Origin of the sequence: Nocardia aurantia (assembly GCF_009604425.1) — a bacterium.
Classification (GTDB): Bacteria; Actinomycetota; Actinomycetes; order Mycobacteriales; family Mycobacteriaceae; genus Nocardia; species Nocardia aurantia.
On sequence record NZ_WEGI01000011.1, the window covers coordinates 141,170 to 165,199 of the forward strand.

General features: G+C 71.0%; 23 protein-coding genes. 11 read left to right on the plus strand and 12 right to left on the minus strand.

Annotated features, from left to right (window positions below):
- Positions 1 to 22 precede the first annotated feature (22 nt).
- On the plus strand, positions 23 to 1,084 hold the full coding sequence (locus NRB56_RS24980; RefSeq protein WP_319943491.1) for an NAD-dependent epimerase/dehydratase family protein: 1,062 nt from the start codon (positions 23 to 25) through the stop codon (positions 1,082 to 1,084).
- A gap of 20 nt (positions 1,085 to 1,104) precedes the next feature.
- Here NRB56_RS24980 and NRB56_RS24985 read toward each other — a convergent pair whose 3' ends face one another.
- From NRB56_RS24985 to NRB56_RS24995, 3 genes are read right to left on the minus strand one after another with little or no spacing between them, the layout of a single operon-like run.
- Positions 1,105 to 2,184 carry a sensor histidine kinase gene (locus NRB56_RS24985; protein WP_153346305.1) on the minus strand — a complete coding sequence of 360 codons (1,080 nt, stop codon included), beginning with the start codon at positions 2,182 to 2,184 and terminating at the stop codon, positions 1,105 to 1,107.
- On the minus strand, positions 2,174 to 2,869 hold the full coding sequence (locus NRB56_RS24990) for a response regulator transcription factor (RefSeq protein WP_153346307.1): 696 nt from the start codon (positions 2,867 to 2,869) through the stop codon (positions 2,174 to 2,176). The genes NRB56_RS24985 and NRB56_RS24990 overlap by 11 nt, the downstream gene beginning before the upstream one ends.
- Positions 2,870 to 2,874: 5 nt before the next feature.
- Positions 2,875 to 4,215 (minus strand): hypothetical protein, encoded by a 1,341-nt coding sequence (locus NRB56_RS24995; protein ID WP_319943547.1) that lies wholly within the window; start codon positions 4,213 to 4,215, stop codon positions 2,875 to 2,877.
- A 540-nt stretch (positions 4,216 to 4,755) separates the two neighbouring features.
- Here NRB56_RS24995 and NRB56_RS25000 point away from each other — a divergent pair.
- Both NRB56_RS25000 and NRB56_RS25005 read left to right on the plus strand, forming a co-directional pair.
- A complete protein-coding gene (locus NRB56_RS25000; protein ID WP_319943492.1) occupies positions 4,756 to 5,421 on the plus strand; it encodes a glycosyltransferase family 2 protein in 666 nt (221 codons plus the stop codon).
- Positions 5,418 to 6,101, plus strand: a complete 684-nt coding sequence (locus NRB56_RS25005; protein ID WP_319943493.1) for a TIGR04282 family arsenosugar biosynthesis glycosyltransferase — start codon at positions 5,418 to 5,420, stop codon at positions 6,099 to 6,101. Before NRB56_RS25000 ends, NRB56_RS25005 begins: the two co-directional genes overlap by 4 nt.
- 9 nt (positions 6,102 to 6,110) lie before the next feature.
- Here the strand turns inward: NRB56_RS25005 and NRB56_RS25010 are convergent, their stop codons facing one another.
- The 6 genes from NRB56_RS25010 to NRB56_RS25035 all read right to left on the minus strand — a co-directional run bounded on the left by NRB56_RS25010 (position 6,111) and on the right by NRB56_RS25035 (position 11,346).
- Positions 6,111 to 7,280, minus strand: a complete 1,170-nt coding sequence (locus NRB56_RS25010) for a serine hydrolase domain-containing protein (protein WP_153346309.1) — start codon at positions 7,278 to 7,280, stop codon at positions 6,111 to 6,113.
- Positions 7,281 to 7,344: 64 nt separating this feature from the next.
- The gene (locus NRB56_RS25015; protein WP_153346311.1) at positions 7,345 to 7,764 is read right to left on the minus strand and encodes a PaaI family thioesterase; all 420 of its coding nucleotides are present in this window, start codon (positions 7,762 to 7,764) and stop codon (positions 7,345 to 7,347) included.
- A 103-nt stretch (positions 7,765 to 7,867) separates the two neighbouring features.
- Positions 7,868 to 8,089 carry a DUF397 domain-containing protein gene (locus NRB56_RS25020; RefSeq protein WP_153346313.1) on the minus strand — a complete coding sequence of 74 codons (222 nt, stop codon included), beginning with the start codon at positions 8,087 to 8,089 and terminating at the stop codon, positions 7,868 to 7,870.
- A 511-nt stretch (positions 8,090 to 8,600) separates the two neighbouring features.
- A complete protein-coding gene (gene galK, locus NRB56_RS25025; protein WP_319943494.1) occupies positions 8,601 to 9,695 on the minus strand; it encodes a galactokinase in 1,095 nt (364 codons plus the stop codon).
- Positions 9,692 to 10,762 carry a galactose-1-phosphate uridylyltransferase gene (gene galT / locus NRB56_RS25030; protein WP_153346721.1) on the minus strand — a complete coding sequence of 357 codons (1,071 nt, stop codon included), beginning with the start codon at positions 10,760 to 10,762 and terminating at the stop codon, positions 9,692 to 9,694. The genes galK and galT overlap by 4 nt, the downstream gene beginning before the upstream one ends.
- 179 nt (positions 10,763 to 10,941) lie before the next feature.
- A complete protein-coding gene (locus NRB56_RS25035) occupies positions 10,942 to 11,346 on the minus strand; it encodes a hypothetical protein (RefSeq protein WP_194290983.1) in 405 nt (134 codons plus the stop codon).
- A 224-nt stretch (positions 11,347 to 11,570) separates the two neighbouring features.
- Here NRB56_RS25035 and NRB56_RS25040 point away from each other — a divergent pair, with 224 nt between their 5' ends.
- The 5 genes from NRB56_RS25040 (at position 11,571) to NRB56_RS25060 (ending at position 17,776) form a co-directional block, all read left to right on the plus strand.
- Positions 11,571 to 12,158 carry a sigma-70 family RNA polymerase sigma factor gene (locus NRB56_RS25040; protein ID WP_153346315.1) on the plus strand — a complete coding sequence of 196 codons (588 nt, stop codon included), beginning with the start codon at positions 11,571 to 11,573 and terminating at the stop codon, positions 12,156 to 12,158.
- Between the two features lie 78 nt (positions 12,159 to 12,236).
- Entirely contained in the window at positions 12,237 to 12,704 is a 468-nt protein-coding gene (locus tag NRB56_RS39265; RefSeq protein ID WP_153346317.1) for a QcrA and Rieske domain-containing protein, read from the plus strand.
- A 142-nt stretch (positions 12,705 to 12,846) separates the two neighbouring features.
- Positions 12,847 to 14,982 carry an N-acetylmuramoyl-L-alanine amidase gene (locus NRB56_RS40545; protein ID WP_406603527.1) on the plus strand — a complete coding sequence of 712 codons (2,136 nt, stop codon included), beginning with the start codon at positions 12,847 to 12,849 and terminating at the stop codon, positions 14,980 to 14,982.
- Positions 14,983 to 15,085: 103 nt separating this feature from the next.
- Positions 15,086 to 16,174, plus strand: a complete 1,089-nt coding sequence (locus NRB56_RS25055) for a CobW family GTP-binding protein (protein ID WP_153346318.1) — start codon at positions 15,086 to 15,088, stop codon at positions 16,172 to 16,174.
- Between the two features lie 108 nt (positions 16,175 to 16,282).
- Positions 16,283 to 17,776, plus strand: coding sequence for a helix-turn-helix domain-containing protein (locus NRB56_RS25060; protein ID WP_319943495.1), 1,494 nt, complete (start codon positions 16,283 to 16,285; stop codon positions 17,774 to 17,776).
- On the opposite strand, the gene pucL is transcribed toward NRB56_RS25060, so the two are convergent.
- Positions 17,758 to 18,678: a factor-independent urate hydroxylase gene (gene pucL, locus NRB56_RS25065; RefSeq protein ID WP_319943496.1), complete on the minus strand. Its 921-nt coding sequence runs from the start codon at positions 18,676 to 18,678 to the stop codon at positions 17,758 to 17,760. The two genes, NRB56_RS25060 and pucL, sit on opposite strands and share 19 nt — an antisense overlap.
- 128 nt (positions 18,679 to 18,806) lie before the next feature.
- Here pucL and NRB56_RS25070 point away from each other — a divergent pair, with 128 nt between their 5' ends.
- The gene (locus NRB56_RS25070; RefSeq protein ID WP_153346320.1) at positions 18,807 to 19,847 is read left to right on the plus strand and encodes an isopenicillin N synthase family dioxygenase; all 1,041 of its coding nucleotides are present in this window, start codon (positions 18,807 to 18,809) and stop codon (positions 19,845 to 19,847) included.
- Between the two features lie 107 nt (positions 19,848 to 19,954).
- Here NRB56_RS25070 and NRB56_RS25075 read toward each other — a convergent pair whose 3' ends face one another.
- Both NRB56_RS25075 and NRB56_RS25080 read right to left on the minus strand, forming a co-directional pair.
- On the minus strand, positions 19,955 to 20,803 hold the full coding sequence (locus NRB56_RS25075) for a phytanoyl-CoA dioxygenase family protein (RefSeq protein WP_153346322.1): 849 nt from the start codon (positions 20,801 to 20,803) through the stop codon (positions 19,955 to 19,957).
- A gap of 123 nt (positions 20,804 to 20,926) precedes the next feature.
- Positions 20,927 to 21,727: an IclR family transcriptional regulator gene (locus NRB56_RS25080; protein WP_153346324.1), complete on the minus strand. Its 801-nt coding sequence runs from the start codon at positions 21,725 to 21,727 to the stop codon at positions 20,927 to 20,929.
- A 230-nt stretch (positions 21,728 to 21,957) separates the two neighbouring features.
- Between NRB56_RS25080 and NRB56_RS25085 the strand changes: the two genes are divergently transcribed.
- Positions 21,958 to 23,052 (plus strand): homogentisate 1,2-dioxygenase, encoded by a 1,095-nt coding sequence (locus NRB56_RS25085; protein ID WP_153346326.1) that lies wholly within the window; start codon positions 21,958 to 21,960, stop codon positions 23,050 to 23,052.
- A gap of 10 nt (positions 23,053 to 23,062) precedes the next feature.
- Positions 23,063 to 24,022: a TAXI family TRAP transporter solute-binding subunit gene (locus NRB56_RS25090; protein ID WP_153346328.1), complete on the plus strand. Its 960-nt coding sequence runs from the start codon at positions 23,063 to 23,065 to the stop codon at positions 24,020 to 24,022.
- Positions 24,023 to 24,030 lie beyond the last annotated feature (8 nt).

Sequence of the window (24,030 nt, forward strand, 5' to 3'; positions counted from 1 at the left end):
CGATATCGCGGGCTGCTGAGCCGTGCGGGTATTGCTCACCGGCGCCGCCGGTTTCATCGGGTCGCACATCCGGCGCGCGCTGTCCGAGGCCGGTGACGAGGTGGTCGCGGCGGATCTGATGCTCGCCGCCGCGCACGGACCGGCGGCGAGCCCGCCGGAGGGGGTGCACCGTGCCGACGTGCGCGAACCCGAGGCGATGGCGCGGCTGTTACGCGGCGTCGATGTGGTCTGCCATCAGGCGGCGGTGGTCGGCGCGGGCGTCGACGCCGCCGACGCGCCCGCGTACGCCAGTCACAACGACCTCGGCACCGCGGTGCTGCTCGCGGCGATGGCGGCGGCCGGGGTACGGCGGCTGGTCCTCGCGTCCTCGATGGTGGTCTACGGCGAGGGGCGGTATGTCGACGCGAATTCCGCTGCGGTGGAGCCCGTTCCGCGCCGCCGCGCGGATCTCGACGCGGGTTGCTTCGACCATCTCCACCCGGGAACCGGCCGGCCGCTGCGCTGGGCGGCGATCGACGAGGACAGCCGGCTGTCGCCGCGCAGCCTGTACGCGGCCGGCAAACTGGCCCAGGAGAACTACGCGGGTGCCTGGGCCGCGGCCACCGGCGGATCGGTGACCGCCCTCCGGTACCACAATGTCTACGGCGACGGAATGCCCAGGGACACGCCGTATTCCGGAGTCGCCGCGATCTTCCGCTCGGCACTGGCCGCCGGTGGCGCGCCGCGGGTGTTCGAAGACGGCGGCCAGATGCGGGATTTCGTGCACGTCCGCGACGTCGCCGCCGCCAATCTCGCCGCCGTGCACCGCCCGCTGCCCGGATTCGCCGCGCTGAACATCTCCTCCGGTGTCCCGATCAGCATTCTGGAGGTCGCCGAGCTGCTCGCCCGGGCACACGGCGGCACACCACCGGTCGTCACCGGTCGATACCGGCCCGGGGACGTGCGGCACATCGTCGCCTCGCCCGAGCGGGCCCGCGCGCTGCTGGATTTCACCGCCGCCGTGCACCCCGCCGATGGTCTCGCCGAATTCGCCACCGCCCCATTGCGTTCCGTCGCAGCGGTCGGCGCGCCGCAGTGGCGGTGACGGATCGGCCGTCCGGGCGTTCAGCCGGTCTGCACTTCGTTCGGGTGGACGGGCGACACCCGGCGGTCGGCCGTGCTGTCATCCGAGACTAGCGGGAGCCGGATCTCGAAGCGGCAGCCGACCTCTCGGTTGTGGGCGGTGATCTCGCCCTGGTGGGCCCGCATCAGCCCGGCCGCGATCGCCAGGCCCATGCCGCTGTTGCTGCCGATGCCGGTGGCGGCGGGGGAGCGGGCGGCGCTGCCGCGGTAGGCGACCTCGAAGATGCGGGGCAGATCGGCGGGCGCGATGCCCGGGCCGGTGTCGTCGACGCGGGCCCAGGCGTATCCGTCGGCGCTGCCGGTGACGACATCGATGCGGCCGCCCGGCGGGGTGTGCTCGATGGCGTTGGCGACCAGGTTGGTGATCACGCGGGTGAGGGCGCGGTCGTTGCCGCACACCGGGATCGGCGCCGCCGGCTGCCGGGCGGACAGCCGGATCCGGGCGCGTTCCGCCGACGGCCCGGTGGTGGCGGCGACCTCGTCGATCAGTTCCCGCAGGTCCACCGGTTCGAGGGTGAGGCGCAGGGCGCCGGAGTTGATCTTCGACATCTCGAACAGGTCGTCCACCATGGCCGACAGCCGGTGGGTTTCCCGAACGATCTGCTGCGCATAGCGTTCCAGGGTTTCGGGCCGGTCGACGACACCGTCGGCGATGGCCTCGCTCATGGCGAGGATGCCCGCCAGCGGGGTCCGCAGATCGTGGCTGACCCAGGCCACCAGTTCCCGCCGGGACTGCTCGGCGGCCCGCTCCTGTTCTCGCATCTGCCGCTGCCACACCGTCTTCCGGGCCTGAGCCCGGCCCAGCACGATCGCCGCCGGCACCGCGACCGCCGTCACCACCGCGAGGACGATGGCGCTTCGCTCCAGTTCGTGGGTGAACATCAGCCCGCTCACCGCGATCAGGCCGGCGAGCGTCGCCAGGGTCGGGATCAGCACCAGCACGACCATGCTGGTGGTGAGACTCCGGTTGTGGGTGATCCGCATCGCGAGCGCGCCCAGTGCCGTGACCGGTACCGATCCGGCGAGCGCGTAACAGATCAGGGCGGGGATGTCATGCGGCATCGCCGGCCCCCGTCCCCGGCCGGCCCCAGGCGTAGCCGCGGCCCCAGACGGTCTCGATCCGGTGGGCGGCGCCGAGTTTCGCGCGCAGCCGCTTCACGTGCACGGTGACGGTCGAATGGTCGCCGAAGGTCCAGCCCCACACCCGTTCCAGCAGTTCGTCACGGCTGAACACCTGGTGCGGATGGCCGATCAGGAAGGTGAGCAGATCGAATTCGCGCGCGGTGAGCTCGACGCGCCGGTCGCCGACCAGCACTGCCTGAGCCTCGGGCCGCAATTCGACGTCGCCGCTGCGGATCACGCGTTCCGGACCGGGCCGGGCCTGCGCGGCGCGCCGCAGGACCGAGGCCACCCGCAACGCCAGTTCCCGTGGGCTGAACGGTTTCACGACATAATCATCGGCCCCGGCCAGCAGGCCCACCACCCGATCCTCCTCCTCGCCGAGCGCGGTCAGCAGGATGATCGGGATCTGCGGATGCGGGCCGGCGCGGACGATGCGGCACAGCTCCACACCGTCCGGCGGCGGCATCATCACGTCCAGGACGGCGAGATCGATCTCGTTGCGCGACAGGATGTCCGCGGCGTCGGGGCCGTCGCCCGCCTCCACCACGGTGAGGCCGTCCAGCTCCAGATAGCGCCGGACCACCTCCCGTACCACGGGGTCGTCGTCGGCCACCAGGATCCGCATCGCCGTCACCAGTTCGTCGCCAGCAGATGGTTGAGCAGCAGGGCGGCGACCGCCTGCACGGCGAGCCACCAGCTGGCCGCGCGCCGGGGCAGCAGCGCGGTGGCCGCCAGCAGCCAGACGTCGAACGGCAGCCAGATCCGTTCGGTCTCCGCTTTGCTGAGCCCGCTGATGTCGGCCGCCGCGATGGCGAGCAGCCCCGCCGCCGCGAGCAGGGCCGCCGGATCGACCGCGGCGCGCCACCGCCCTATCAGTCCGGCACGGCTCGTGATCGCCGGAAGACCCACCCCGCGAACGACTTCGGGCAGCGCGGCGGCGGTCGCGAGGCCGACCGCGCAGACGGTGGCCGCCAGATTGCCCCACACCCAATAGGAGTACGGCCGCTCTGAGGCGATACCTTGGTAATACCGTTGCACCACAAGGTGATAGCCGTCGAGCCAGGAGAATCCGGCCGCGGTGAACGCCGCCACCACCAGGGCCACCCCGATCAGCGCCGGGGCCGCCGGGCGGAAACCCCGCGCCGCCAGGACCATCGCCGCCGGGACCACCATGAGCGTCAGGCCGTAATTGAGGTACAGGCCGTAGCCGAAGAGCAGCCCCGAGACCAGCGCGACCACCGGCCATCCCGGCCGCTGCCGGGTGGCGACGGCCAGCAGCGCCACCGCCCACGCCGTGACCCCGGCGAAGAATCCGTCGGCCGACACCCCGACCCAGACCGCGGCGGGCGCGAGAACCAGGAAAGGCAGCGCCGCCCGGGCGCGATCGGCCGCGCCGAGCGCGTCCAGCGCGACCGCCACGGCCGCCACCGCACTGGCCCCGACGAGCACGCACAGCCACGCGGCCCAGGCGCCGCCGCGGAGGCCGAGCCGGTCCAGCAGCACGAAGGTCAGCAGCGCGCCGGGTGGATGGCCGGAGACGTGTGTCGTCCACGAGTCGGGCCGGAAATCCAGGATCCGCCCGGAGAATCCCCGCAACATGGCACCGATGTCCCGGACTCCGCCGACCTCCCACAGGTATTCGTGCCGGCGGGTGAGCCTTCCGGCGAAACCGACCTGCCAGCCGTCGACCATCGCCAGCGCGAACGTCCACGCCACCGAGGTCAGCCAGGACACTGTCAGCAGCCGCCGCCAGGGCAGCCGCCGCGCCAGATCCGGTCCGAACAGCACGACCGCCACCGCGATCGCGACCGCCGGTCCGGTACCCCAGCCGACGTGCGGACCCCAGATGCCGAAGATCGGGGCCGCGGCCGCGTAGAGGTGCCGGCCCCACTCCGGGCCCCGCAGCTGAGGCAGCGCGAACGCCACTACGACCAGCAGCGCCGCGACCCCGGCGCACGTCCACGCCGCGATACCGCGGGCACGCCGGGGATTTTCGGTGACGACCGCCTGCTGCACGGGCTTCACGATAGGCCGCGGCCCTCGGCGGACCCCCGGCGATCGGCACACCCGACCGGGTTGTCACACTTTCGTCACCGGGCCGGTCGACCGTATGCCGGGCGGTCGACGAGCCAGAGACCCGTACCGCTGCGGTCGGTCCGGAGCATTCGCGGACGGCGCGGGCCGCCTGTCGAATCCGATCGGAGCGGGGCGGCCCCGCTCGCGATCCAGGTGGTCTCGGCTCGATCGCGCTGGTGTTCCCGACGGCGGCCGGGAGGCGATGCCGCGCACCGGGCACCGAGGAAGTTGTGGTTGCCGACCGAGCAAGGGGTTATCTGGGCATGGCCGTGCCTCGTCCCCGCGCGGCTCGGCATGGTGTGGCGGGTTGTCCGGCCGAGGAGTCCACCTCCGCCGCCTTCCGGACCGCCCGCGTCGAATGGTGCTGTTCCCGTCATACTTTCGTCACCGCGTCGCAGGGGTCCGGCGCGGCCTCGCGGCCCTACGGTCGATGCCGTGACCGAGACACACGAGGCGCGGGACATCACCCTGGTGATTCCGTGCCACAACGAGGCGGGTGCGTTGCCGGGGGTGCTGGCCGCCGTGCCACCGGGATACCGGGTGATCGTCGTCGACAATGCCTCCACCGACGGCACCGCGGCGGTGGCGAGCGCGGCCGGTGCGACCGTGGTGACCGAGCCGACGCCGGGATACGGTTCGGCCGTGCACGCCGGGATCCGCGCGGCGGACACCGAACTGGTGGCGGTGCTGGACGGGGACGGTTCCCTGGATCCCGGCGAGATCCCCATGTTGGCAAGCGAATTGGTGCCCGGCGTGGACATGGTCGCGGGCCGGCGCCGGGCCGTCGCGCGCGGCGCCTGGCCGTGGCACGCCCGGGCGGGCAACGCGGTCCTGGCCGCTGTGCTGCGCCGCCGCCACGGCCTGCCGATCCACGACCTCGCCGCCGTGCGGGTGCTGCGCCGGGAGCGGTTGCTCGCGCTCGGGCCGCTGCACCCCAGATCCGGCTACCCGCTGGCGTTGCTGCTCGGCGCCGCACGGGCGGGCTGGGCAGTGGTGGAGCGGGACGTCCGCTATCGGCCACGCACGCACGGGGTCTCGAAGGTCTCCGGTTCGGTGCGTGGCACCGTCGGCGCCGTGCGGGACTTCTGGAGTGTGCTGTGACGCCGATCGATGCCACCCTGCTCGTGATCGCCAAGGCGCCCATCGCCGGATTCGCGAAAACCCGTCTGACCCCGCCGTTCTCGCCGCAGGAGGCGGCGGGACTGGCGGCGGCGGCGCTGCTGGACACCCTGGCGGCGGTGCGCGGCAGCGGCGTGCGGCATCGGATGGTCTCGTGGACCGGCGATCTCGAGCGGGCCGAGCGGGCCGACGAGATCGGCGCGGCGCTGGCCGATTTCGAGGTGGTCCCGCAGTCGGAGGGCAGTTTCGGCGAGCGGCTGGCCGGTGCGCACGCGGACGCGTCCTACCTGGGCCGTCCGGTGCTGCAGATCGGGATGGACACCCCGCAGGCCGGTCCGGATCTGCTGGCCGCGTGCGCGACCCGGCTGCTGACCAGTGGCGACACGGTGCTCGGCCCGGCGACCGACGGCGGCTGGTGGGCGCTGGGGCTCACCGATCCGGCGGCGGCGAGCATCCTGGTCACGGTGCCCATGTCGACCGCCCGCACCGGTGAGCTCACCGGTGCGGCCCTGCGCCGCTACGGATGCCGGCTGCGGCGGTTACCGACGCTCACCGACGTCGACACGATCGCGGAGGTGGACAGGGTCGCCGCCGCCCGTCCGGGCGAGTTCGCGCGGGCGGTGGCGCGGCTGCGCGCGGACCGGCTCCGGGTGACCGTGTAGCCGGAAGACTCAGTCCCAGGCCGTGTTCACCGCCGCGACCAGGTCGGCGGCGCGTGGATCCAAGCTGCCCTCCACGATGTAGTTGGTGACGTAACCGAAGGCCAGCCCGCGGGCCGGGTCGGCGAAGCCCAGTGCGCCGCCGCGTCCCGGGTGGCCGAACGAGGCCGGGCCGCCGAGGGGGAATTCCGCTGTGGGCAGCATGAATCCGGAGGCGTACCGGCTCGGCAGCAGGATCACCGCATCGGTGCCCGCGGCCTGTTCGCGGGTGGCGTCGGCGAGGGTGCCGGCGGTCAGCAGCCGACGCCCGTCCACCTCGCCGATCAGCGTCGCGTAGAACCGGGCCAGGCCGCGCGCGGTGCCGATACCGTTGCTGGCCGGGATCTCCGCGGCCTGCACCTCGGCCGAGTCGAAATCCGGATTCGGCGGGTCGGTCACCGAGAACGCCCGACTGGACAGGGATTCCGGATCCCGGGCGGCCGCCAGGAGCGGACGCAGCGACTCCGGGATCTCGTCGATCGGGATCGCGGAGTAGTCCGGTTGCGGCGCGAAGACCAAGCGGCTCACCCGCTTCCGCTCGGTGTCCGGTAGTCCGATGAAAAAGTCGATGCCGTGCGGGCCCGCGATCTCCTCGGCCACGAAGCGACCCGGCGACCGGCCCGACACCCGGCGGATCACCTCACCGACCAGCCAGCCGAAAGTACGGCCGTGGTAACCGTGCGCGGTGCCCGGCTCCCACAGGGGACGCTGCGCGGCCAGGGCCGCGACCATCGGATCCCAGGCCAGCGCGTCGGCCAGCGGGACCGGGCGATCGAGCGCCGGCAGCCCGGCGCGATGGGACAGCAACTGGCGCACCGGGATTCCGGCCTTCCCGGCGGCGGCGAATTCCGGCCAGTACCGGGCCACCGGTGCGTCGAGGTCCAGTTCACCGCGCTGCGCGAGCAGATGGGCCGCGGCCGCGGTGACCGCCTTGGTGGCGGAGTACACCAATTGCAGGGTGTCGCGTTGCCAGGGCCGGCCGGTGGCGGGATCGGCCTGTCCGCCCCACAGATCCACCACCGGTTGCCCGTCGCGATACACCGCGACCGCGGCGCCCACCTCGCCGGCCTTGTCGAAATTCGCCGCGAAAGCGTCGCGCACCGGCTCGAATCCCAGTGCCACCGTTCCATCGATCGCCGTCATCGCAGTACCCGATCCGTCATGGCCACGTCCAACGCGGCACCGGGCGTGCGCATTCCGCGGCGGGTCACGGTAATACCGCCTGAGTCTGGGTCGTCTTGGCGACCAGCGCGTCCGTGTTGTCGCGAATCTCGGTCTCCACGACCACGAATCGGCGTCCGGCGTGCAGGGGACGGGCGGTCGCGACGGCGTACCCGGATCGGACGGCACGCAGGAAGTTCGTCTTGGATTCGACGGTGGTGGTGCCCTGCGCGCCCTCCGGCAGATTGAGGAACGCGCACACCGCGGCGGTCGCGTCGGCCAGCGACATCAGCGCGCCGCCGTGCAGGGCGTCGCCGAGCGTGCACAGGTCGGCCGACCAGGCCAGCTGGCTGCGCACCAGGTCCGCGCCGTGTGCGAGGACCTCGACGCCGAGGCGGGCGGTGAAGGGCATGGTGCGGTGGAACAGGGCCGTGCCCTCGTGGTCGGGTAGCGGGTTGTCGGTCATGGATCGAGCCTGCCCTACCAGGGCAGGCTCGATCCATGACCTCTCAGGTAATCGTCGCGATCCGGGCGGCGTGCCCCACTGCCCGGTGCGCGGTTACCGGGGGTCAGGCCAGGTAGTCGAATTCGCCGGCGCGGCAGCCGAGGATCCAGGCCGAGAGCTCCGCGCGGGTGAACTCGAGGGTGCCGGCCTCCGGGTTGTTGCTGTTGCGGACGGCCACGCCGCCGCCGGGCAACTCGGCGCATTCGACGCAGTTACCGTCCGGTCCACTGAAACTCGACTTGCGCCAGTCGAGATCCACGGCGCGAGTCGCATTCTGGTCGATCATCGGTACCTCCGAGGTGATTGGTGACTGTATGCGGGCGACGCTGCCAGGCCGGAATCCGTTGGAACCGATCGAATCCCCCTGGGGATCAGCCGGCGACGATTATCGACAGGGATATTCCCGCGGATAGCCGGGCTAATCGTGCTCCACGGTACGGTCCCGTTTCGCCGCAGCGGTACCCCTATTTGCGAGATTTGCAAACCAGGAGGCCGAACCGGGTACCTTCAACCTCGGCCGTTGTGTGCCGTTGATCCTGTTCGTCTGCATTGCTAGATCATTGCTCGGACTGACAGTGCGCTGCTTCTGTTCCCATGGGGCGTTATTGATTCAGATAGCTGGAAATGAGCCGAAATTTTCGTAAGCCGTAGAGGTGCACGTGCATACGGGCTTGCATCCGTGAGTGCATGCGGCCGAAGACAATTCGCTGAATTCGCAGCGGGTTTCGGTATGTTGCGATACAAAAGCGTTCGCGACGATGTCGCCGACAGGTGTGAATTCGGTCACTGAAACGGGCTCACGACACCCGGTGCGCTCCTTCGGAGGGAACGGCGACGAAGGCTCGGGGCGGTGAAAAACCTTCCGTGTGGAACATCCGGGTGATTCCGGATTCGATATGTCCGGTCCGGTCGGCATCGGTCAACGCGATGACGCTGCCGCCGAATCCGCCGCCGACCATCCGTGCCCCGTGCGCGCCCGCGGCCAGCGCCGCCGCCACCGCGCTGTCCAGTTGCCGGGTCGAGATCGCGAAATCGTCGCGCAGCGAGGCGTGTCCGGCCGTGAGGATCGGGCCGATGGCACGCGGATCGCGGCCCTCGCGCAACATCGACACGACCGCGAGTACCCGCGCGTTCTCGGAGACGATGTGCCGTGCGCGGCGGCGCAGCACCGGGTCGCCGATCCGCGCCACGTCGGCGGGATCGGTGATCGCGCTCAGCTCCGGCACGCCCAGCGCGGCGGCGGCGGCCTCGCATTCCCGCCGGCGCTCGCCGTAGTCGCCGTCCACCAGCTGATGTGGCGTATTCGTGTCCACCACAAGCAGTTCCAGCCCGGAGGCGGTGAGGTCGAACGGCACCTGCGCGTGCTCGCCCGCCCCGAAATCGAGGAACAGGGCATGCCCGGCGGTGCACAGCACCGAGGCGGACTGGTCCAGGGTGCCGGTGGCCGCGCCCACGTACGAATTCTCCGCGGTCCGGCCGATGTCGATGAGATCCGCGGCGGTGACCGGCAGGTCGAACAGGTCCCGGATCGCCACGGCCACCGAACATTCCACCGCCGCCGAGGACGACAGGCCCGCGCCGACCGGCACCGCGCCGTCGAGTTCCACGGTGAGGCCGGTGATCCGGTGCCCGCGGCGGACGTATTCGTGCACCACCCCCAGGGGATAGCGGGCCCAGCCGGACACCTGGGCCTCGGCCAGTCCGGCGACGGGCAGTTCGATCCGCTCGCCGGGATGCTGCCGCGACGACACTCGCACCAGGCCGTCGGAAGTCGTTGCGGCACGGCAGGTCACCACGTGCGGCAGGGCGATCGGCAGCGCGTAGCCGCCGTTGTAGTCGGTGTGCTCGCCGATGATGTTGACCCGGCCCGGCGCCACCCACTCCCCGCTCACGCGGTCACCTCCCGCAGCTCGGCCGCCACGGTCTCCGGGGTGGTGTCGCTGATGAAGACGTTCATGCCGGACTCCGAGCCGGCCAGATACTTCAGCTTCCCGGCCGCGCGGCGGATCGAGAACAGTTGCAGGTGCAGCCACCACTCCGCGCGCGGTGCACCGGATCTCACCGTCGGCGCCTGGTTCCACGCGGCGATGTAGGGCATCGGGGTGTCGAAGCGGTGCGCGAAGCGCCGCTGTACGTCCAGATACAGCGCGGCGAAGCCCTCGCGCTGCGCGTCGTCGAGATCGGGGATGTCGGCCACCCGGCGGTGTGGATACAGCTGCACCTCGTAGGGCCAGCGCGCGAACGGCGGCACGAAGGCCGTCCACTCGGCGTTGGCCGCCACCACCCGCCGGCCGCTCGCCCGCTCGGTGGTGAGCAGATCCTCGAACAGATTGCCGCCGTGCGCCTTCCGGTGCCGCGCGAGGTTCTCCGAGATCTTCGCGACCCGCGGCGTGACGAACGGGTAGGCGTAGATCTGCCCGTGCGGATGCGACAGCGTCACCCCGATCTCCTCGCCGTGGTTCTCGAAGCAGAAGACCTGTGCGACGCCGTCGATCTCGGCCAGCTCCGCGCTGCGGTGCGCCCACACGTCGAGCACCAGCCGGGCCCGCGCCGGATCCAGCCGCGCGAAGGACGAATCGTGATCGCTGGTGAAGCAGACCACCTCGCAGCGGCCGAACCCCTCGCGCAGCGGTGTCAGCGGTGAACCTTCTACTGTCGCATCGACTTTCGTCACGGTGGTCGACAACGACGGGAAGCGATTCTCGAAAACCGCCACCTGGTAGTCGGATTCGGGGATCTCGGTCGCGCGCTCCGGGGTGGACGGGCACAGCGGGCACAGGTCGGCCGGCGGCAGGAAGGTCCGGGTCTGCCGGTGCGAGGCGAAGACCACCCATTCGCCGAGCAGGGGATCGAACCGGGTCTCGGAGGCGGTGGTGGTGTGCGGGAGATCGCGACGGTCGGTCGCCACCCTCGTCACCGGCGTCTCGTCGAAGTACAGGATCTCCCGGCCATCGGCCAGTGCATGCCTGGTGGTGATCACCACGCGGACACTACACGATGAATGTTAGCGCTAACATGGCCCGGCCCAGCCCGGCCCAGCCCGGCCCAGCCCGGCCCAGCCCGGCCCAGCCCGGCCCAGCCCGGCCCGGATCGCCGGTGCCGATGCCGGGACCGGTATCGGCCGGGTGGCCCCGGCTATCAGTACTCGGTGCCGTACGGCGTGCCGGGACCGGACGAACCGGACGCGGGCGGCGGCGGCACCGCGACCCAGGCGCCGCAGTTCGTGGTGCGGAACGCGACGTCGGTCGGCCTGATCAGCACCCGGACCGGGGTGACATGGGTCCAATCGGCGGCGACGACGTAATGGTTCGGATCGGTCGCGTCGCCCGGCTCGGCCACATGCCACAGCCGCTGCCAGAAACACCCCGACGCCGGGTCCGGGGATCCGGCGGACTGGTAGATCCCCGGCGCGATATCGGTACCGACCCGATACAGGCCGTCGCCGGGGATCGCCGTCCCCGGATCGGCGCCCGCGAGGGCGGTTCCGAGCACGGTGACCGTGGCGGCCACGGTCCCGGCGGTGACGAGCGTCCGTCCGCGCACGGCGGTCCTCCTCCGGATAGTGTGCGAGGCCGCCGATTTCGGCTGCTCCGCGTTCGGACCGGCGGATGTCGAATCCGCCGTCCGTCCGGTCTAACAGAATCGCCGCGCGCGCACGGCCGAGTCGGGGGAATCGGTGCGCGGTCACCATGTCCGGGGCCGCCGATCGGTCACCGTCCCAGGCCGCGCGGTGATGCCTTTCGCGCGCGCCTCGCGATATTGCGGACATGAGTGTTCCGATCCAACAACTTCATTCGCCGATCTGCGGTCCCAGGTGCGCGCGATTGTGCACCGAGGCCGGGCTCGCCACGGTCCTGGCCGCCGAACAGGGGCTGCTGCACTGGCGGGCGTTCCAGCGGCTCGGCGACGCCGGCCTGGCCGAACACGCCGTGCAGGAGACATTGCTGCGGGCCTGGCGCGCCTGCGCCACCTACGACCCGATGCTCGGCAGCATGCGTACCTGGCTGTCGTCCATCGAGCGCAACGTGCTCATCGACATCGTCCGGATGCGGGCGGTGCGGCCGCCGGAAACCGGCTGGGACGACCTCGCCGACGGGGCCGAATCACGGTGGGCCCGGCCGGATTTCGCCGATGCCGTGGCGGACGGTCTACTGGTCGACGAACTGCTGGCGCGGTTGCCCGATCCGCAGCGGCACGCGGTGGTGCAGGTGATCCTGCGCGATCGGCCGTACCGCGACGTGGCCGAGGACCTCGGTGTTCCGGTCGGCACCGTGAAGACCCGGGTGCACTACGCGCTCCAGTCGTTGCGGCGCGCGCCCGTTCACGCTCCCGCGACCGGAACGCGCCATCGCTGAACCGCTTTCCCTCTGGCATCGTTGCCTGGGTGGGGCGCCCGCGCGGGCGCCGCTCGCGTGGAGCAAGGAAGGTCACTCATGACTCGGTTCATCGACCGCATCGACGGCACGGGCTCGCTCGACCGCCGCACCGCCCTCGCCGGCGCCGGTGCCGCCGCGGCGACGCTCGGCCTGGTCACCGCCTGCGGCGGGGGCGATTCGCCGGCCGCGCCGCCCGCCGGCTCGTCGCAGCCGGCGGCGCCGCATCCGATGCCGACGCAACAGCCGGCGACCGGGCTGGCCCGGACCGCCGATGTGCCGGTGGGTGGCGGCGTTATCGTCGGTGACACGGTGGTGACCCAGCCCGCGGCGGGGTCGTTCCTCGGATTCTCGTCACGGTGCACGCATCTCGGCTGTCTGGTCAATCAGGTTGCCGATGGTTTGATCAAATGCCCGTGCCACAACAGCTCGTTCCATCTCGACGGCACCGTGGCCGCGGGGCCGGCGTCCCGGCCGCTGGATACGCGGCCGGTCCGGGTCGAGGGCGACCAGATCGTGCACGGCTGAATTCGCTCGGCTGACGGTAACTGTTCGATAACGGAGCGGTTGGTCGGTTGTCTTTTGGTGCTGTTGTTGCCACAGTGAGCCGCTGGGTTTGGTGTTACTAGTGGGAAGGAGGGGCGCCCCGCTCCGGGTGCGCCGTCCGAACATGAAGCAACCAAGCATCACCAAGGCCGGTCTGCGCTGTGCCACCACGGCCGCGGCCGTCGCCGTCTCCGTCGGGCTGTTCCCGGCGGCCGAATCGGCCGCATCCCCGGAAGCCCCGGGTATCGCGGCCAAACTGACCGGCAAGACCGTATTCCTGGACCCCGGCCATCAGGGTCCCAACCACACCGAGGATCTCAACCGCCCGGTCGACGACGGCCGCGGCGGCACCAAGGCATGCCAGACCACCGGCATGACGACGATGAACGGCGTGCCGGAGCACACCGTCAACTGGAACGTGGCGCAGCTGGTCAAGCAGTCGCTGGAAGCGCTCGGGGCGAAGGTCGTGCTCAGCCGTCCGGACGACACCGGCTGGGGCGGCTGCGTCGACGAACGCGCCGCCGCGGCCAATCGGTCGGGCGCCGACATCGCGATCAGTATCCACGCCGACAGCGCGCCCGCGGAGGATCACGGCTTCCACCTGATCGTGCCGCAGTTGCCGGTCCCGGATTCGGTGGCCGACCAGGTGCAGTCCGGGGCGGGTCTGGCCGCGTCGCGGGCGATGCGGGACGCGTACGTCCAAGCCGGTTTCGAGCCGGCCAACTACGCCGGTGTCGTCGACGGGTTGCAGACCCGCGGCGATATCGCCGGACCGGCGCTCACCCGGGTGCCGGACGTGTTCGTCGAGATGGGCAACGGCGGCAACGCCGACGACGCGAAACTGCTGGAATCGCCGGAGGGGCAGCTGAAGCACGCCGTGGTCATCACCACGGGCCTGGCCGGATATCTGCTGGGTATGACCGGCGGCGCGCCCGCGCGCACCGAAGGTGCGGGACAGTCGGGCAACGCCGACGCCACGCATCCGGACGCCACCCGGCCGGGCGGCGTGGCTCCGGCGATGAACCGCGCACCCGGTGAGAACCCGGGCGCCGCACCGGGTTCGAACACTCCGGAGGGTGGCGCCGCTCCGGAGGGTGCGACGAACTCGGATGCGCGGCCGGGCACCGCGCCCGAGGCTGTCGGGCCGCAGAATGCGGCTCCGGAGGCGTCTGCGCCGGAAGCTGTTGCGCCGCAGGGTGGTATGCCCGAGACTGCGGGGACGCGGAACGCGGCTCCGGAGGCGTCTGCGCCGGAAGCTGTTGCGCCGCAGGGTGGTATGCCCGAGACTGCGGGAATGCGGAACGCGGCTCCGGAAGCGTCTACGCCGGAAGCCGTTGCGCCGCAGGGTGGTGCGCCGGCCGGTGTGGCTCCGGAACCGGCTGCACCGCAAGCTGTTTCGCCGCAGGAGGTGCCGGCTGCGCAGGGTTCCGGCGCGGTCGCTCCCGAGGCGGCGGCGCCGGGTGCGGTGGCTCCGGCGGGTGCGAACGCCGCGCCCGAGCCGGCCGCTCCGGCGCCACTCGGGCCGCCGGTCCGGATGCCCGTGTCGACACCCGGTTCGATGACCCGGGAGGCGGAGGCGCCGCTGGCGCCGAGTTCACCGGGCGCCTACGGAATCCAGCAGGGTAGTCCGGCGGCGCAGCCGGGTGCGCCGGAGATGTCGCCGGGGACCGCGGGAATTCAGCCCGGTACTCCGGGCGCGCAACCGGACCCGGCGGGAGTCGCGCCGGGTGCATCCGGCGCACAGCCGGGCACATCCGGTGTCCAGCCGGGGACGCCGGGAATTCAGCCCGGAACACCGGGTTTCCAGCCGGGCACTCCGGGCGCGCAGCCGGGCACTCCAGGCGCGCAGCCGGGTACTGCGGGTGCGCAGCCGGGTACTGTGGGTGCGCAGCCGGGAACCGCGGGGATTCAGCCCGGTACTCCGGGCGCGTCGAGCGGATTGCAGGGGTATCCGCCGGGCACGTTCGGGATGCCGCAATATCCCGGTAGCCCGGGGTATCAGGGCGCGCCGGGGTCGCAGTCGGCGCCGAACGGCCCGTCCACCGGAAACCGCACGCTGCCCGGCCAGTCCGGCCCGGCGGGGGCGTTCCCGCAGACCGGGCCCGGCAACGGCGGGATGGCCGACTCGCTGGTCGGCACGGTCGTCCAGTTGCTGCTGCCGCTGGCGAAGAATCTGGGCATGGACAACTCGATGGTGAGTTCCGAGTTGATCAACCTGGCCTACACCCTGGTGGCCACCCTGCTGGCCCCCAACAAGTAACGCACGGCCGTCGCGCCCCGCACCCACACCGGGTGCGGGGCGCGACCCGTTTCCGGCGGTGTGCCGTGGAAGCGGGTCGCGGCGGGCCACTAGGGTGGTGCGGATGCGGCGTCCGATTCCTGTGGTGGTGGTGGCCGGGTTCCTGGGAGCGGGGAAGACTACACTGCTCAACCACCTGCTCCGGCAGCGGGAGGCGCGAATCGGCGTGGTGGTCAACGACTTCGGGGCCGTCAACATCGACGCGCTGCTGGTCGCCGGGCAGGTCGACGCGATGGTGTCGCTGGGCAACGGGTGCGTGTGCTGCGCGGTCGACGTCGGCGAACTCGGCGAGATGTTCGACCGGCTCGCCGATCCGCGGCAGCGGATCGACGTGATCGTGGTCGAGGCGAGCGGCCTGGCCGAACCGGGCAATCTGATCCGCATGGTGCTGAGCAGCGACGATCCGCGGCTGTGTTACGGCGGCCTGCTGGAGGTCGTCGACGCCGAGCACGTCGACGACACCCTGGGCCGGCATCCGGAACTCGCCGAGCACCTGCGGCTGGCTGATCTGGTGGTGATCAACAAGGCCGACCGGGTGCCGGCCGCGCGGCTGGCCGAGGTGCGGCGGCGGATCGGCGATCTGGTCGGCGGCGTACCGGTACACGCCACCTCGTTCGGGCGGATCGATACCCGGCTGCTGTTCGATCCACCGGAGCGGGCCGCCACGACGGTCGCCGAACAGCTCAGCTTCGACGAGTTGCTGGCCGACGAGCACGATCACGACGTGGACGGCCACCGGCACCTGCACGACGATTACCAGACCGTGACGTTCACGACGGCCGCCGGGCTGGATCCCGCACGCTTGCTCGCCTTGCTGTCCGCGCCGCCGGCCGGCGTGTTCCGGGCCAAGGGCTGGGTGCGGTTCGCCGCCGCGGGGGACCCGAACCGGTTCCTGGTGCATCTGGTGGGGCGGCATCTCGTATTCGAGCCCGTTCCCGGGGGCGAGGTGACGACGACCCTGGTACTGATCGGATCCGGCCTGGACACGACCGCGGTCGTCGCGGAATTGCGGGCCACCGAGCATCCGGGACCGGAGCCGCTCGACGAGCGGTCCCTGCTGGATGTCTGGCGCTACGTGCCGCGGGAGCCCGCCGAGCCGACCGTCGAGGAGGATTCCGTACCGGACGGTACGTCCGACCTGATCGATCGGTAACGACGGCGTAGCCGGTCTGCGGACCCCAGCGTGATCCGGCGGAAATACGGGTGAAATACCGCGGTTCTACGGTGACGGCACGTTGTACCGAGGGACCGGAGGTGTGCCGTGCTGGTGCGGGACATGCTGGAGGAACCGTTGTCGTTACGGCTGCGGCACGCGCAGCCCGTGGCGCTCGACCGGGCCGTGGCCCGTATCTGTGTCACCGATATGCCCGATCCGCTACCGTTCGTGACGCCGGGCGCGCTGGTCTGCACCGGACTGGTGTGGCGGCGCGAAGCGGACGACAGCGCGCACTACATCGGACTGCTCGCCGCGGCGGGCGCGGTGGCGGTGGCCGCCGGGCAGTCGCTGTACGGGCACGTGCCCGAGGATGTGGTCGGCGCCTGCGCGCGGCACGGACTGCCGCTGCTGGAGGTGCCGGAGAGCCTGCCGTTCAGCCGGATCATCGAGCATCTCGCCGAGCGCAACGCCGAAACCCGGTTGCGCCGGGTGAAATCCGGGCTGGCCCGGCAGCGGCGGCTGCTGACCGCGGTGGCCGACGGTCGCGACATCGACGCGCTGGTGGGCGAATTCGCGCGCGACTGCGGCGTGCGGGCCTGGCTGCTCACCTCGACCGGCACCGTGGTGGCGGGCGCGGGCGCGCCGGACGACGAGGTGACCGACCACGTGATCACCGCTGCCGCCGGCGCGTACCGGTTGCCGCTGACCCTGCGCGACGGATACGCGGTGTGGCCGGTCGGCGGGCGGCTCGGCGATCGGATCACGCTGTGGTACCTGGTCGTTCGCGACGAGCACGGCGAACTCGAGCCGGACGGGGCGGCGGCCGATCTGGCGGCCGTCGCCGAGCTGTACCGGATGCGCCACGCCGAGCAGTTGCGGCTGTCCTGGGAGATGAGCGATCGGATGCGGGCCGAACCGCCGCCGGGCCCGGTGCTCGCGGTGGTGCTGGATGTCGTCCCGCCCGTGAACAATGATGCGGTGGAAGGTGTTTCGTCGGCGCCGGGCCGGGACACGGTCCGCGCCCTGCTGCACGACGTCCTGCCGGCGGCGCAGACCACCGTCGATCCGGCCGGCCGGGTCGCCGCCTGGGTAACCGGTGCGGAACAGGAGGTCGCCGCGGTGCTGCGCCGCCGGCTGGAGCGGCTGACCCCGGTGCTGGCCGGGGCGGTGGTGCGGGCCGGGGTGAGCGTGTGCCGCGCGGGCGAATCCGCCGCCGGTGCGGTGGCCGCCGCCGCGGCGGCCGCGTCCGTCGGCGGCGAGGGTCCGGTGAATGTCCGTGTCGCGGATGTGGATTCGGCCTTCGGCCTGCTCACCGCGGTGCCCGGCGAACTGCAGCGCCGGTTCGCCGAGCGGGTGCTGGGCCCGGTCGTGGACTACGACCGGCGCACCGGCGCCGGACTGCTGGAGACCTTGGAGGTCTTCCTCGGCTGTGCCGGATCGTGGCGGCAGGCCGCCGATCGAATGCATTTGCACCTCAACACCGTTCGCTATCGCATCGGGCGGGTCGAGGAGCTGACCGGCCGGGATCTGGGCCGGCTGGACGATCGGCTGGACCTGTTCCTCGCCGTGCGCGCTCGCGATCAGACCGCCCCCGTGTAGGTGTCCCAGGCGATTCCGGCGTCGGGTGCGTCCTCGCGCCGTACCGTCGCCTCGATCAGGCCGTACGGGCGGTCGTCGGCGTGGAACACCTCGTCGGTGCTGTCGACGCCGAAACGTGCCAGGTCGTACGCGAAGTGGTGCTTGTTCGGCGCGGACAGCCGGATCTCGGCGAGGCACGGATACGCCTCGAGCACGGTGCGGCCCATGTCGAACAGCGTCTGCTGCAACGCCTTCGAGTGCAGCAGCGCGAACCGCTCGACCAGCGCGGCGCGGATGCCGGCGTGGGTGGCGTCCCAGTCGTCCGGCGGTGTGGTGAAGCGCCACCGGGCCACCAGGCTGGTCGCCATCACCCGGTCCCGCGTGGGTTCGAGGACGGTGAACTCGTCGGTGAGGAAGCCCGCGAACTCCGAGCCGGTGGACTTGAGGATCACCAGATCCCGGACGCCGCCGATCACCCATTCGCGGCGCTCGGCGCCGCTGCCCGCCACGGTGATCGCCGCGATCCGCACCTCCGGGCCGCGCCGGGTCCAGGTGTGCTCGTGCGGGCGGCCGCCGGCGATCACCCGCTCCCAGGCGTACTCCTCGATCTCGATGCGGGCCGACTGCACCGGCGCGATGTCGTCGACGAAGTGCCGGGCCAGCGCCAGCCCGTACTCCTCGATGCTGCCGTCCCCGTGGGTCTTCGCGTAGGTGTAGATCGTCTGCTTCTGCGAATCGGTGGGCAGCACGGAACTCTGATCGCCGACGGTGTAGGCCGCCGCGAAATCACCACGCAGGCACGACGATACGTTGAGGTCACGAATCTCGTGCCGGGGCGTGTCGCGATAGATGCGCACCACCCGGTTCTCGGCCTTGCCGTACCGGTCGGCGCCGAGGACGATCTTGCCGGTCGAATCGGTCACATCCTCCACTGTGCCGGACGCACGGTTCGAGCGGATCTGTACGAACGACGAATCCGGTGCTCCGGCCGCGCGGCGTTTCGGTCTTCCGGACAAAGACCCGGCGGCCCCCGCGGACCTACCCTGGGCACATGCCGACATCGCCCGAACCGTTCGACGTGCCCGTGGTGGACATCACCCCCTTCGTCGCCGGGGGCGCCGACGAGGATCGGGCCCGGGTCGCGCGGGAGATCGATGACGCGTGCGGCCGGATCGGCTTCGTGCAGATCCTCGGGCACGGCATCCCCGACGCGGTGCAGGCCGGGCTCGCCGGGGCGATCGACGAATTCTTCGGCAGCCCGGCCGAATTCAAGAATTCGTACCGGGTCGCCGGCGCCAATCGCGGGTACAGCCCGCCGAAGAGCGAGGCGCTGAGCCTGAGCCTCGGGATCGAATCCGCCGGGGCGAACGACTTCTTCGAGGCGTTCAACGTCGGCGCGGAGGCGCGCTCGTTCCCGGGCCTGGACCTGTCCGAGGCCGACTACGGGATCAACGTGTGGCCGGAGCTGCCTGGCTTCGAGCCGGCGGTGCGCGGCTATTTCGAGCACGCCGGCCGGGTGGCCCGCACCCTGACCCGGATCTTCGCCGCGGCACTGGATCTCCCGCCGGACTTCTTCGCGCGGCTGACCGATCACTCGATCGACGTCCTGCGGATGAACAACTACGCGCTGCCCGAGCACACCACCGTGACCGGCGAGCCGACCGGCATGGGGGAGCACACCGACTTCGGCATCGTCACCGTGCTGTGGGCTGATCGGGTGGCGGGGCTGCAGGTGCTCGGCGCCGACGGCCGCTGGCACGACGTGTCGCCGGAACCCGGTGCGCTGCTGGTGAATCTGGGCGATCTGACCGCCCGGCTCACCAACGACCGATGGTTGTCCACGCTGCACCGGGTGCGGCCGCCGATCGTGGACGGCACGGTGCGCCGCCGCCGGTCCGCGGCCTTCTTCCACGACGGCAACGTCGACGCGGTGATCGCCACCCTGCCGGATCACATCGGCGCGGACGGCTCGGCGTACGAGCCGATCGTGGTGCGCGACCACATCGCGGCGAAACTGGCGGGCTCGCGGCAGGGCCGCAGCAACCCCCACGCCGAGCGCGAGGCCGCCCGGGTCCGGGCCGCGCAGGGCTAGCGCCGTCCCGTCCGCCGCACGGTGGCGCGGGCCGGACGGGCGAACGGCGGCGCCTGCTCGCTACCGCGTCCGGGCGCCCGCCCCGCACCGCCCGGCTGCGCTCGAGTTCAGCGCGCCGCGTTCTTGATGAACTCGTCCGCGAGTTCCGGCGCCGGTTCCGTGCCGGTGAACCAGCCGCCGCGGACGTGCCGCCGGGTGGTGTCGTCGTCGGTGGCGCGGGCCGCGGAATGCCACAGGTAGGCATCGTGCAGCAGCACGTCGCCGCGTTCGGCGTAGACCGGGACCTCGCCGCGAATCTTCTCGAATCCCAACGGCATCGGGAACGGTGGCGGGGTCGCGGTGCGGCCCCCGGCGGGCCGGGCGGTGGCGGGCACCTCGACGTTGTTGATGTTGCGGTAGGGCGCGGGCGTGGCCCACAGGTGGCTGCCGGGCACCACCCGCAGGAAACCGTTCTGCGGACTGGTCGCATCGATGTGGATCGTGAAAGCCGTTGCGGGCCAGATGTCCAGACTCGGCGCGGACTGCCAGTCCGAATGCCAGCCGATGCGGGTGTACCCGGATTCCCGGCCCGGCCGGGCGTCCTGGTAGACGATCCCGGCGCTGCGATCCGCGCCCAGCCAGAGGTTCTCGCCGAGCACCTGCCGGATCAGCGCGACCAGCCGGGTCTCGGTGACCGCTCGCCGCACCGCCGGGGACAGTTCCGTGATGTGCTCGACGTAGTTCGCGAACGCCTCGGCCTTCGTGGCGTCGTCGAGGAACATGGTGGAGCCGTAGCGCTTCGGCAACTCCCCGGCCATCACCCGGCGCTGCGCGTCCACGCATTCGGCCTCGACCGTGTCCACCTCGGCCTCGGTGAGCAGTCCGCGCACCACGGCGTAGCCGTACATCTGGTAGTGCCAGCAGATCCCGACCGGATCCGTGACGTCGAAAACCCCCGGCTCGTCCAGCACACCCATCGATGGCCACCTCCGCGTCGATCGAACAAATTGTCGGCAAACGATCCTCCCAGTGAATCAGCCGATCGTTTCCGGTATTTGACGATCGTGGGTCGGGTCGCTCAGTCCGCGACGACGACGGGATCAGGCGCCGAGCGCCGCGCTGATCCGATCGGCGCACTCGCCCGCGGCTGTGGCGATCACCGGCTCGTCGGCGTCCGTGAGGCGGGTGCACGGTACGGCCACGGCCACCGCGAGGTGGGTCCGTCCCATCGGATCCCGGATCGCGACCCCGACTCCGCCGATGTCGGATTCCAGCTCGCCGACCGAGACGCCGTAGCCGCGCTTCCGGACCTCGGTCAGCTCCCGCAGCAACGCGTCACGGTCTGTGATCGTGTGTTCGGTGAAACCGGGCAGCACCGAATTCGGCAGCAGTTTCTCGACGGTCGCGTCCGGCAGGGCGGCCAGCAGCACCCGGCCGCCCGCGGTGGCGTGCGCGGGCATCGTCTCGCCGGTGCGCGCCCCGACCCGCAGCGATCGCGGGCCCTCCACCGAGTCGAGGCAGATCACCAGCCCATCGCGGCGCAGCGACTGGAGATACACCGTCTCCCGGACGCCGGATGCCAGCATCTCGAGGTGTGGTCGCGCCGTCTCGCGCAGATCGACGCTGGAAACGAGTTGCAGGCCGGCGTTGGCGAGTGCCGGACCGGGCCGGTACGCACGGGTCCGCGGATCCTGGGCGGCGAACCCGTAGAACTCCAGCATCTGCATCAGCCGATGTGCTGTCGACCGCCCGATCCCGAGTTCCCGGCCGGCGTCCGACAGCCGGATCTCGGGCCGACTGCTGACCAGCAGCAGCAACCGCAACGCGCTGTCCACCGACCCCACCGGATACTTCGGCCGGGCGGTTCCGTGGCCGGCCTGCGGCGATCCGTTCTTCACCATGGAACGGTATCGCACCACGTGTCTGCGTTGCGGAACCGAGGTGGTCGCCTCCCCGAGCGATCATGCCGGCCTGACGTGGCCGAAATGTCCGCTGGGCAGAACTGAATTTCTGCTGTGAAGAATTTAGTCCGAATGCGATGGCCTTCGTGATTGACTAGTCCGCATAGAAGAACAAAAGTTCTGCATTGCGGCACAAGGATCGAAGCCGATCGGGGCGAGGAGTGGAGCGGATGGGCGTGTTCCGAGAATCGAAAGGCGTGGTCTCCCGGCAGGGGCAAGCGCAACGGCCCGAGGGAACCTACGAGGACCAGTACAGCCGCCACGGCTTCGCCGGCGACCAGGCGATGTTGTACCGCCGGCACCCGGCGACGGCGTGGACCCGGATCGAGGGACCGTTCCGGAACACCGTGGCGGATACGAATGTCATGGATCTGCCCGATCGCACCGACCCCCGGGCACTCCCGACCGTGCTGATGTTCAACGAGGACGTCGCGGTCGCCGTCTCCCACCGGTCGGAACCGATGCCGTTCCACTACCGTAACGCCGACGGCGACGAACTGATCTTCGTTCAACGCGGCAGGGGAGTGCTGCGCACCGATTTCGGCCCGCTCCGCTTCGGCGAGGGCGACTACCTGGTCGTTCCGAAGGCCGTCACCTACCGAATGGTCCCCGAGACCACGGACAATCTGTTCTACGTCGTACGGACCACCGGCCCGATCGGATTCCCGGAGCGCGGCGTGCTCGGGCAGTACGTCCCGTTCGACTTCGGTGTGCTCGAGACGCCGGAACCCGATCCGGCCCGTGGCGACGAGTCCGGCGAATGGGAGGTGGTGGTCGAGCAGACCGGCCGGCTGTCGTCGATCTTCTATCCGTTCGACCCGATGGACGTGGTCGGCTGGCAGGGCACCGTCGCACCGTTCAGGCTCAACATCCGCGACATCCGGTCCATCTCCGCCGAACGCCTCGACATCCCGCCCAGCGGATATGCGACGTTCGACGCACCCGGCTGCTGGATCTGCACGTTCACGCCCCGCCCGATGCAGAGCGACCCCGATTCCTCCTTCGTGCCGCCCTACCATCGCAACGTCGACTACGACGAAGTGTCGTTCATCCTGGGCAGCGAAGACGAGGGCGCCACCGCACACCGGAGCGGCCTGCTCTACGTCAATCCGCAAGGCGCCCACCACGGTCCGGACGCCAACCCGTTCAGCCAACCCGAGCGACCGGCGCGCTTCACCACGTATCTGCTGAACGTGGACGTCGTCCGGCCGTTGACCCTCACCGCCGCGTACGAGGCGTACGCGACCGACCAGCAGCGCCGATAAGGACATCAACATGACCAGAACCGTGAAAACCGCTGCAAGCCTTGCCGGATCGCTGTGGTGGGAGGTGGCGGCGAGCCTGCGCAAGGTGCTCGCCGTCGACGACATCGTGCTCGATCTCGACTGGACCCGCTACGACCATCTCAACGTCCGGGCGGTCTCCGCCGGCGAATGCGAGATCGGCGTGACGATGCCCCCGTTCGTCGACTGGGCCCAGCACCGGCGTGGCCCGCTCGCCGACCTCCGCGACCCGGACCTGCGCGTCATCGCCGCGGTGAATCTGCCCACCTGGCTGGTCGCGGCGGTCGACCGCACGTCCGGCGTCGAGACCCTGCGGCAACTGGGCGAGGCGAAATTCCCCTGGAAACCCATCATGCCGCCGGCCGACCAACTGCTGCGCGCCTGGGGCGAACGAATCCTGGAACTGCACGGCCTGTCGACCGACGACATCAGGAGCTGGGGCGGCGACGACCCCCCGCCGTATGCCCGCGGACTGCGGCACGACGACCCCGGCGACGGCCTGCCCGCGCGCTGGGTCTCCAACGAGACCGAGAGTCAGCTCGCCGAATACACCCGCCATCAATCCGCCACCGGTCTCGCCAACGGGGTCTTCATGTTCGTCAACCTGGCGTCCCCCTGGACCACTGCCCTGTCTGTCCTGCGGGACCTCACATTCCTCACCCTGGAGGACGAAGCCCTCGATACTGTCCGGCGCGAATTCGGGGCACAACGGGTCAGCATTCCCGAACGCCTGTTCCTCGGAGTCGATTCCGACAAACCGACCCTCGGCTGGCGTCACCAGTACATCTACGGACGCGCCGATACCGACCCCGAACTGGTCCGCGCCATCCTGCGTGCCCTCAACCGGCCGGAGTTCCTCGACAACGCCATGGGCATCTCGTACACCGCCGTCCGCCCCGGCCTCGTCTCCGATCTCCGGCTCCACCCGGCCGCCGAGGCATGGTACGAGTGACGCCCGAT

Bases quoted from the DNA above. Each gene is read 5' to 3' on its own strand.
- NRB56_RS24985 (WP_153346305.1), bottom strand. From the start codon at position 2,184: ATGCCGCATGACATCCCCGCCCTGATCTGTTACGCGCTCGCCGGATCG.
- NRB56_RS24990 (WP_153346307.1), bottom strand. From the start codon at position 2,869: ATGCGGATCCTGGTGGCCGACGACGACCCCGTGGTACGGGAGGTGGTC.
- NRB56_RS25010 (WP_153346309.1), bottom strand. From the start codon at position 7,280: ATGACGGCGATCGATGGAACGGTGGCACTGGGATTCGAGCCGGTGCGC.
- NRB56_RS25015 (WP_153346311.1), bottom strand. From the start codon at position 7,764: ATGACCGACAACCCGCTACCCGACCACGAGGGCACGGCCCTGTTCCAC.
- NRB56_RS25020 (WP_153346313.1), bottom strand. From the start codon at position 8,089: ATGATCGACCAGAATGCGACTCGCGCCGTGGATCTCGACTGGCGCAAG.
- NRB56_RS25040 (WP_153346315.1), top strand. From the start codon at position 11,571: ATGAGTGTTCCGATCCAACAACTTCATTCGCCGATCTGCGGTCCCAGG.
- NRB56_RS39265 (WP_153346317.1), top strand. From the start codon at position 12,237: ATGACTCGGTTCATCGACCGCATCGACGGCACGGGCTCGCTCGACCGC.
- NRB56_RS40545 (WP_406603527.1), top strand. From the start codon at position 12,847: ATGAAGCAACCAAGCATCACCAAGGCCGGTCTGCGCTGTGCCACCACG.
- NRB56_RS25055 (WP_153346318.1), top strand. From the start codon at position 15,086: ATGCGGCGTCCGATTCCTGTGGTGGTGGTGGCCGGGTTCCTGGGAGCG.
- NRB56_RS25070 (WP_153346320.1), top strand. From the start codon at position 18,807: ATGCCGACATCGCCCGAACCGTTCGACGTGCCCGTGGTGGACATCACC.
- NRB56_RS25075 (WP_153346322.1), bottom strand. From the start codon at position 20,803: ATGGGTGTGCTGGACGAGCCGGGGGTTTTCGACGTCACGGATCCGGTC.
- NRB56_RS25080 (WP_153346324.1), bottom strand. From the start codon at position 21,727: ATGGTGAAGAACGGATCGCCGCAGGCCGGCCACGGAACCGCCCGGCCG.
- NRB56_RS25085 (WP_153346326.1), top strand. From the start codon at position 21,958: ATGGGCGTGTTCCGAGAATCGAAAGGCGTGGTCTCCCGGCAGGGGCAA.
- NRB56_RS25090 (WP_153346328.1), top strand. From the start codon at position 23,063: ATGACCAGAACCGTGAAAACCGCTGCAAGCCTTGCCGGATCGCTGTGG.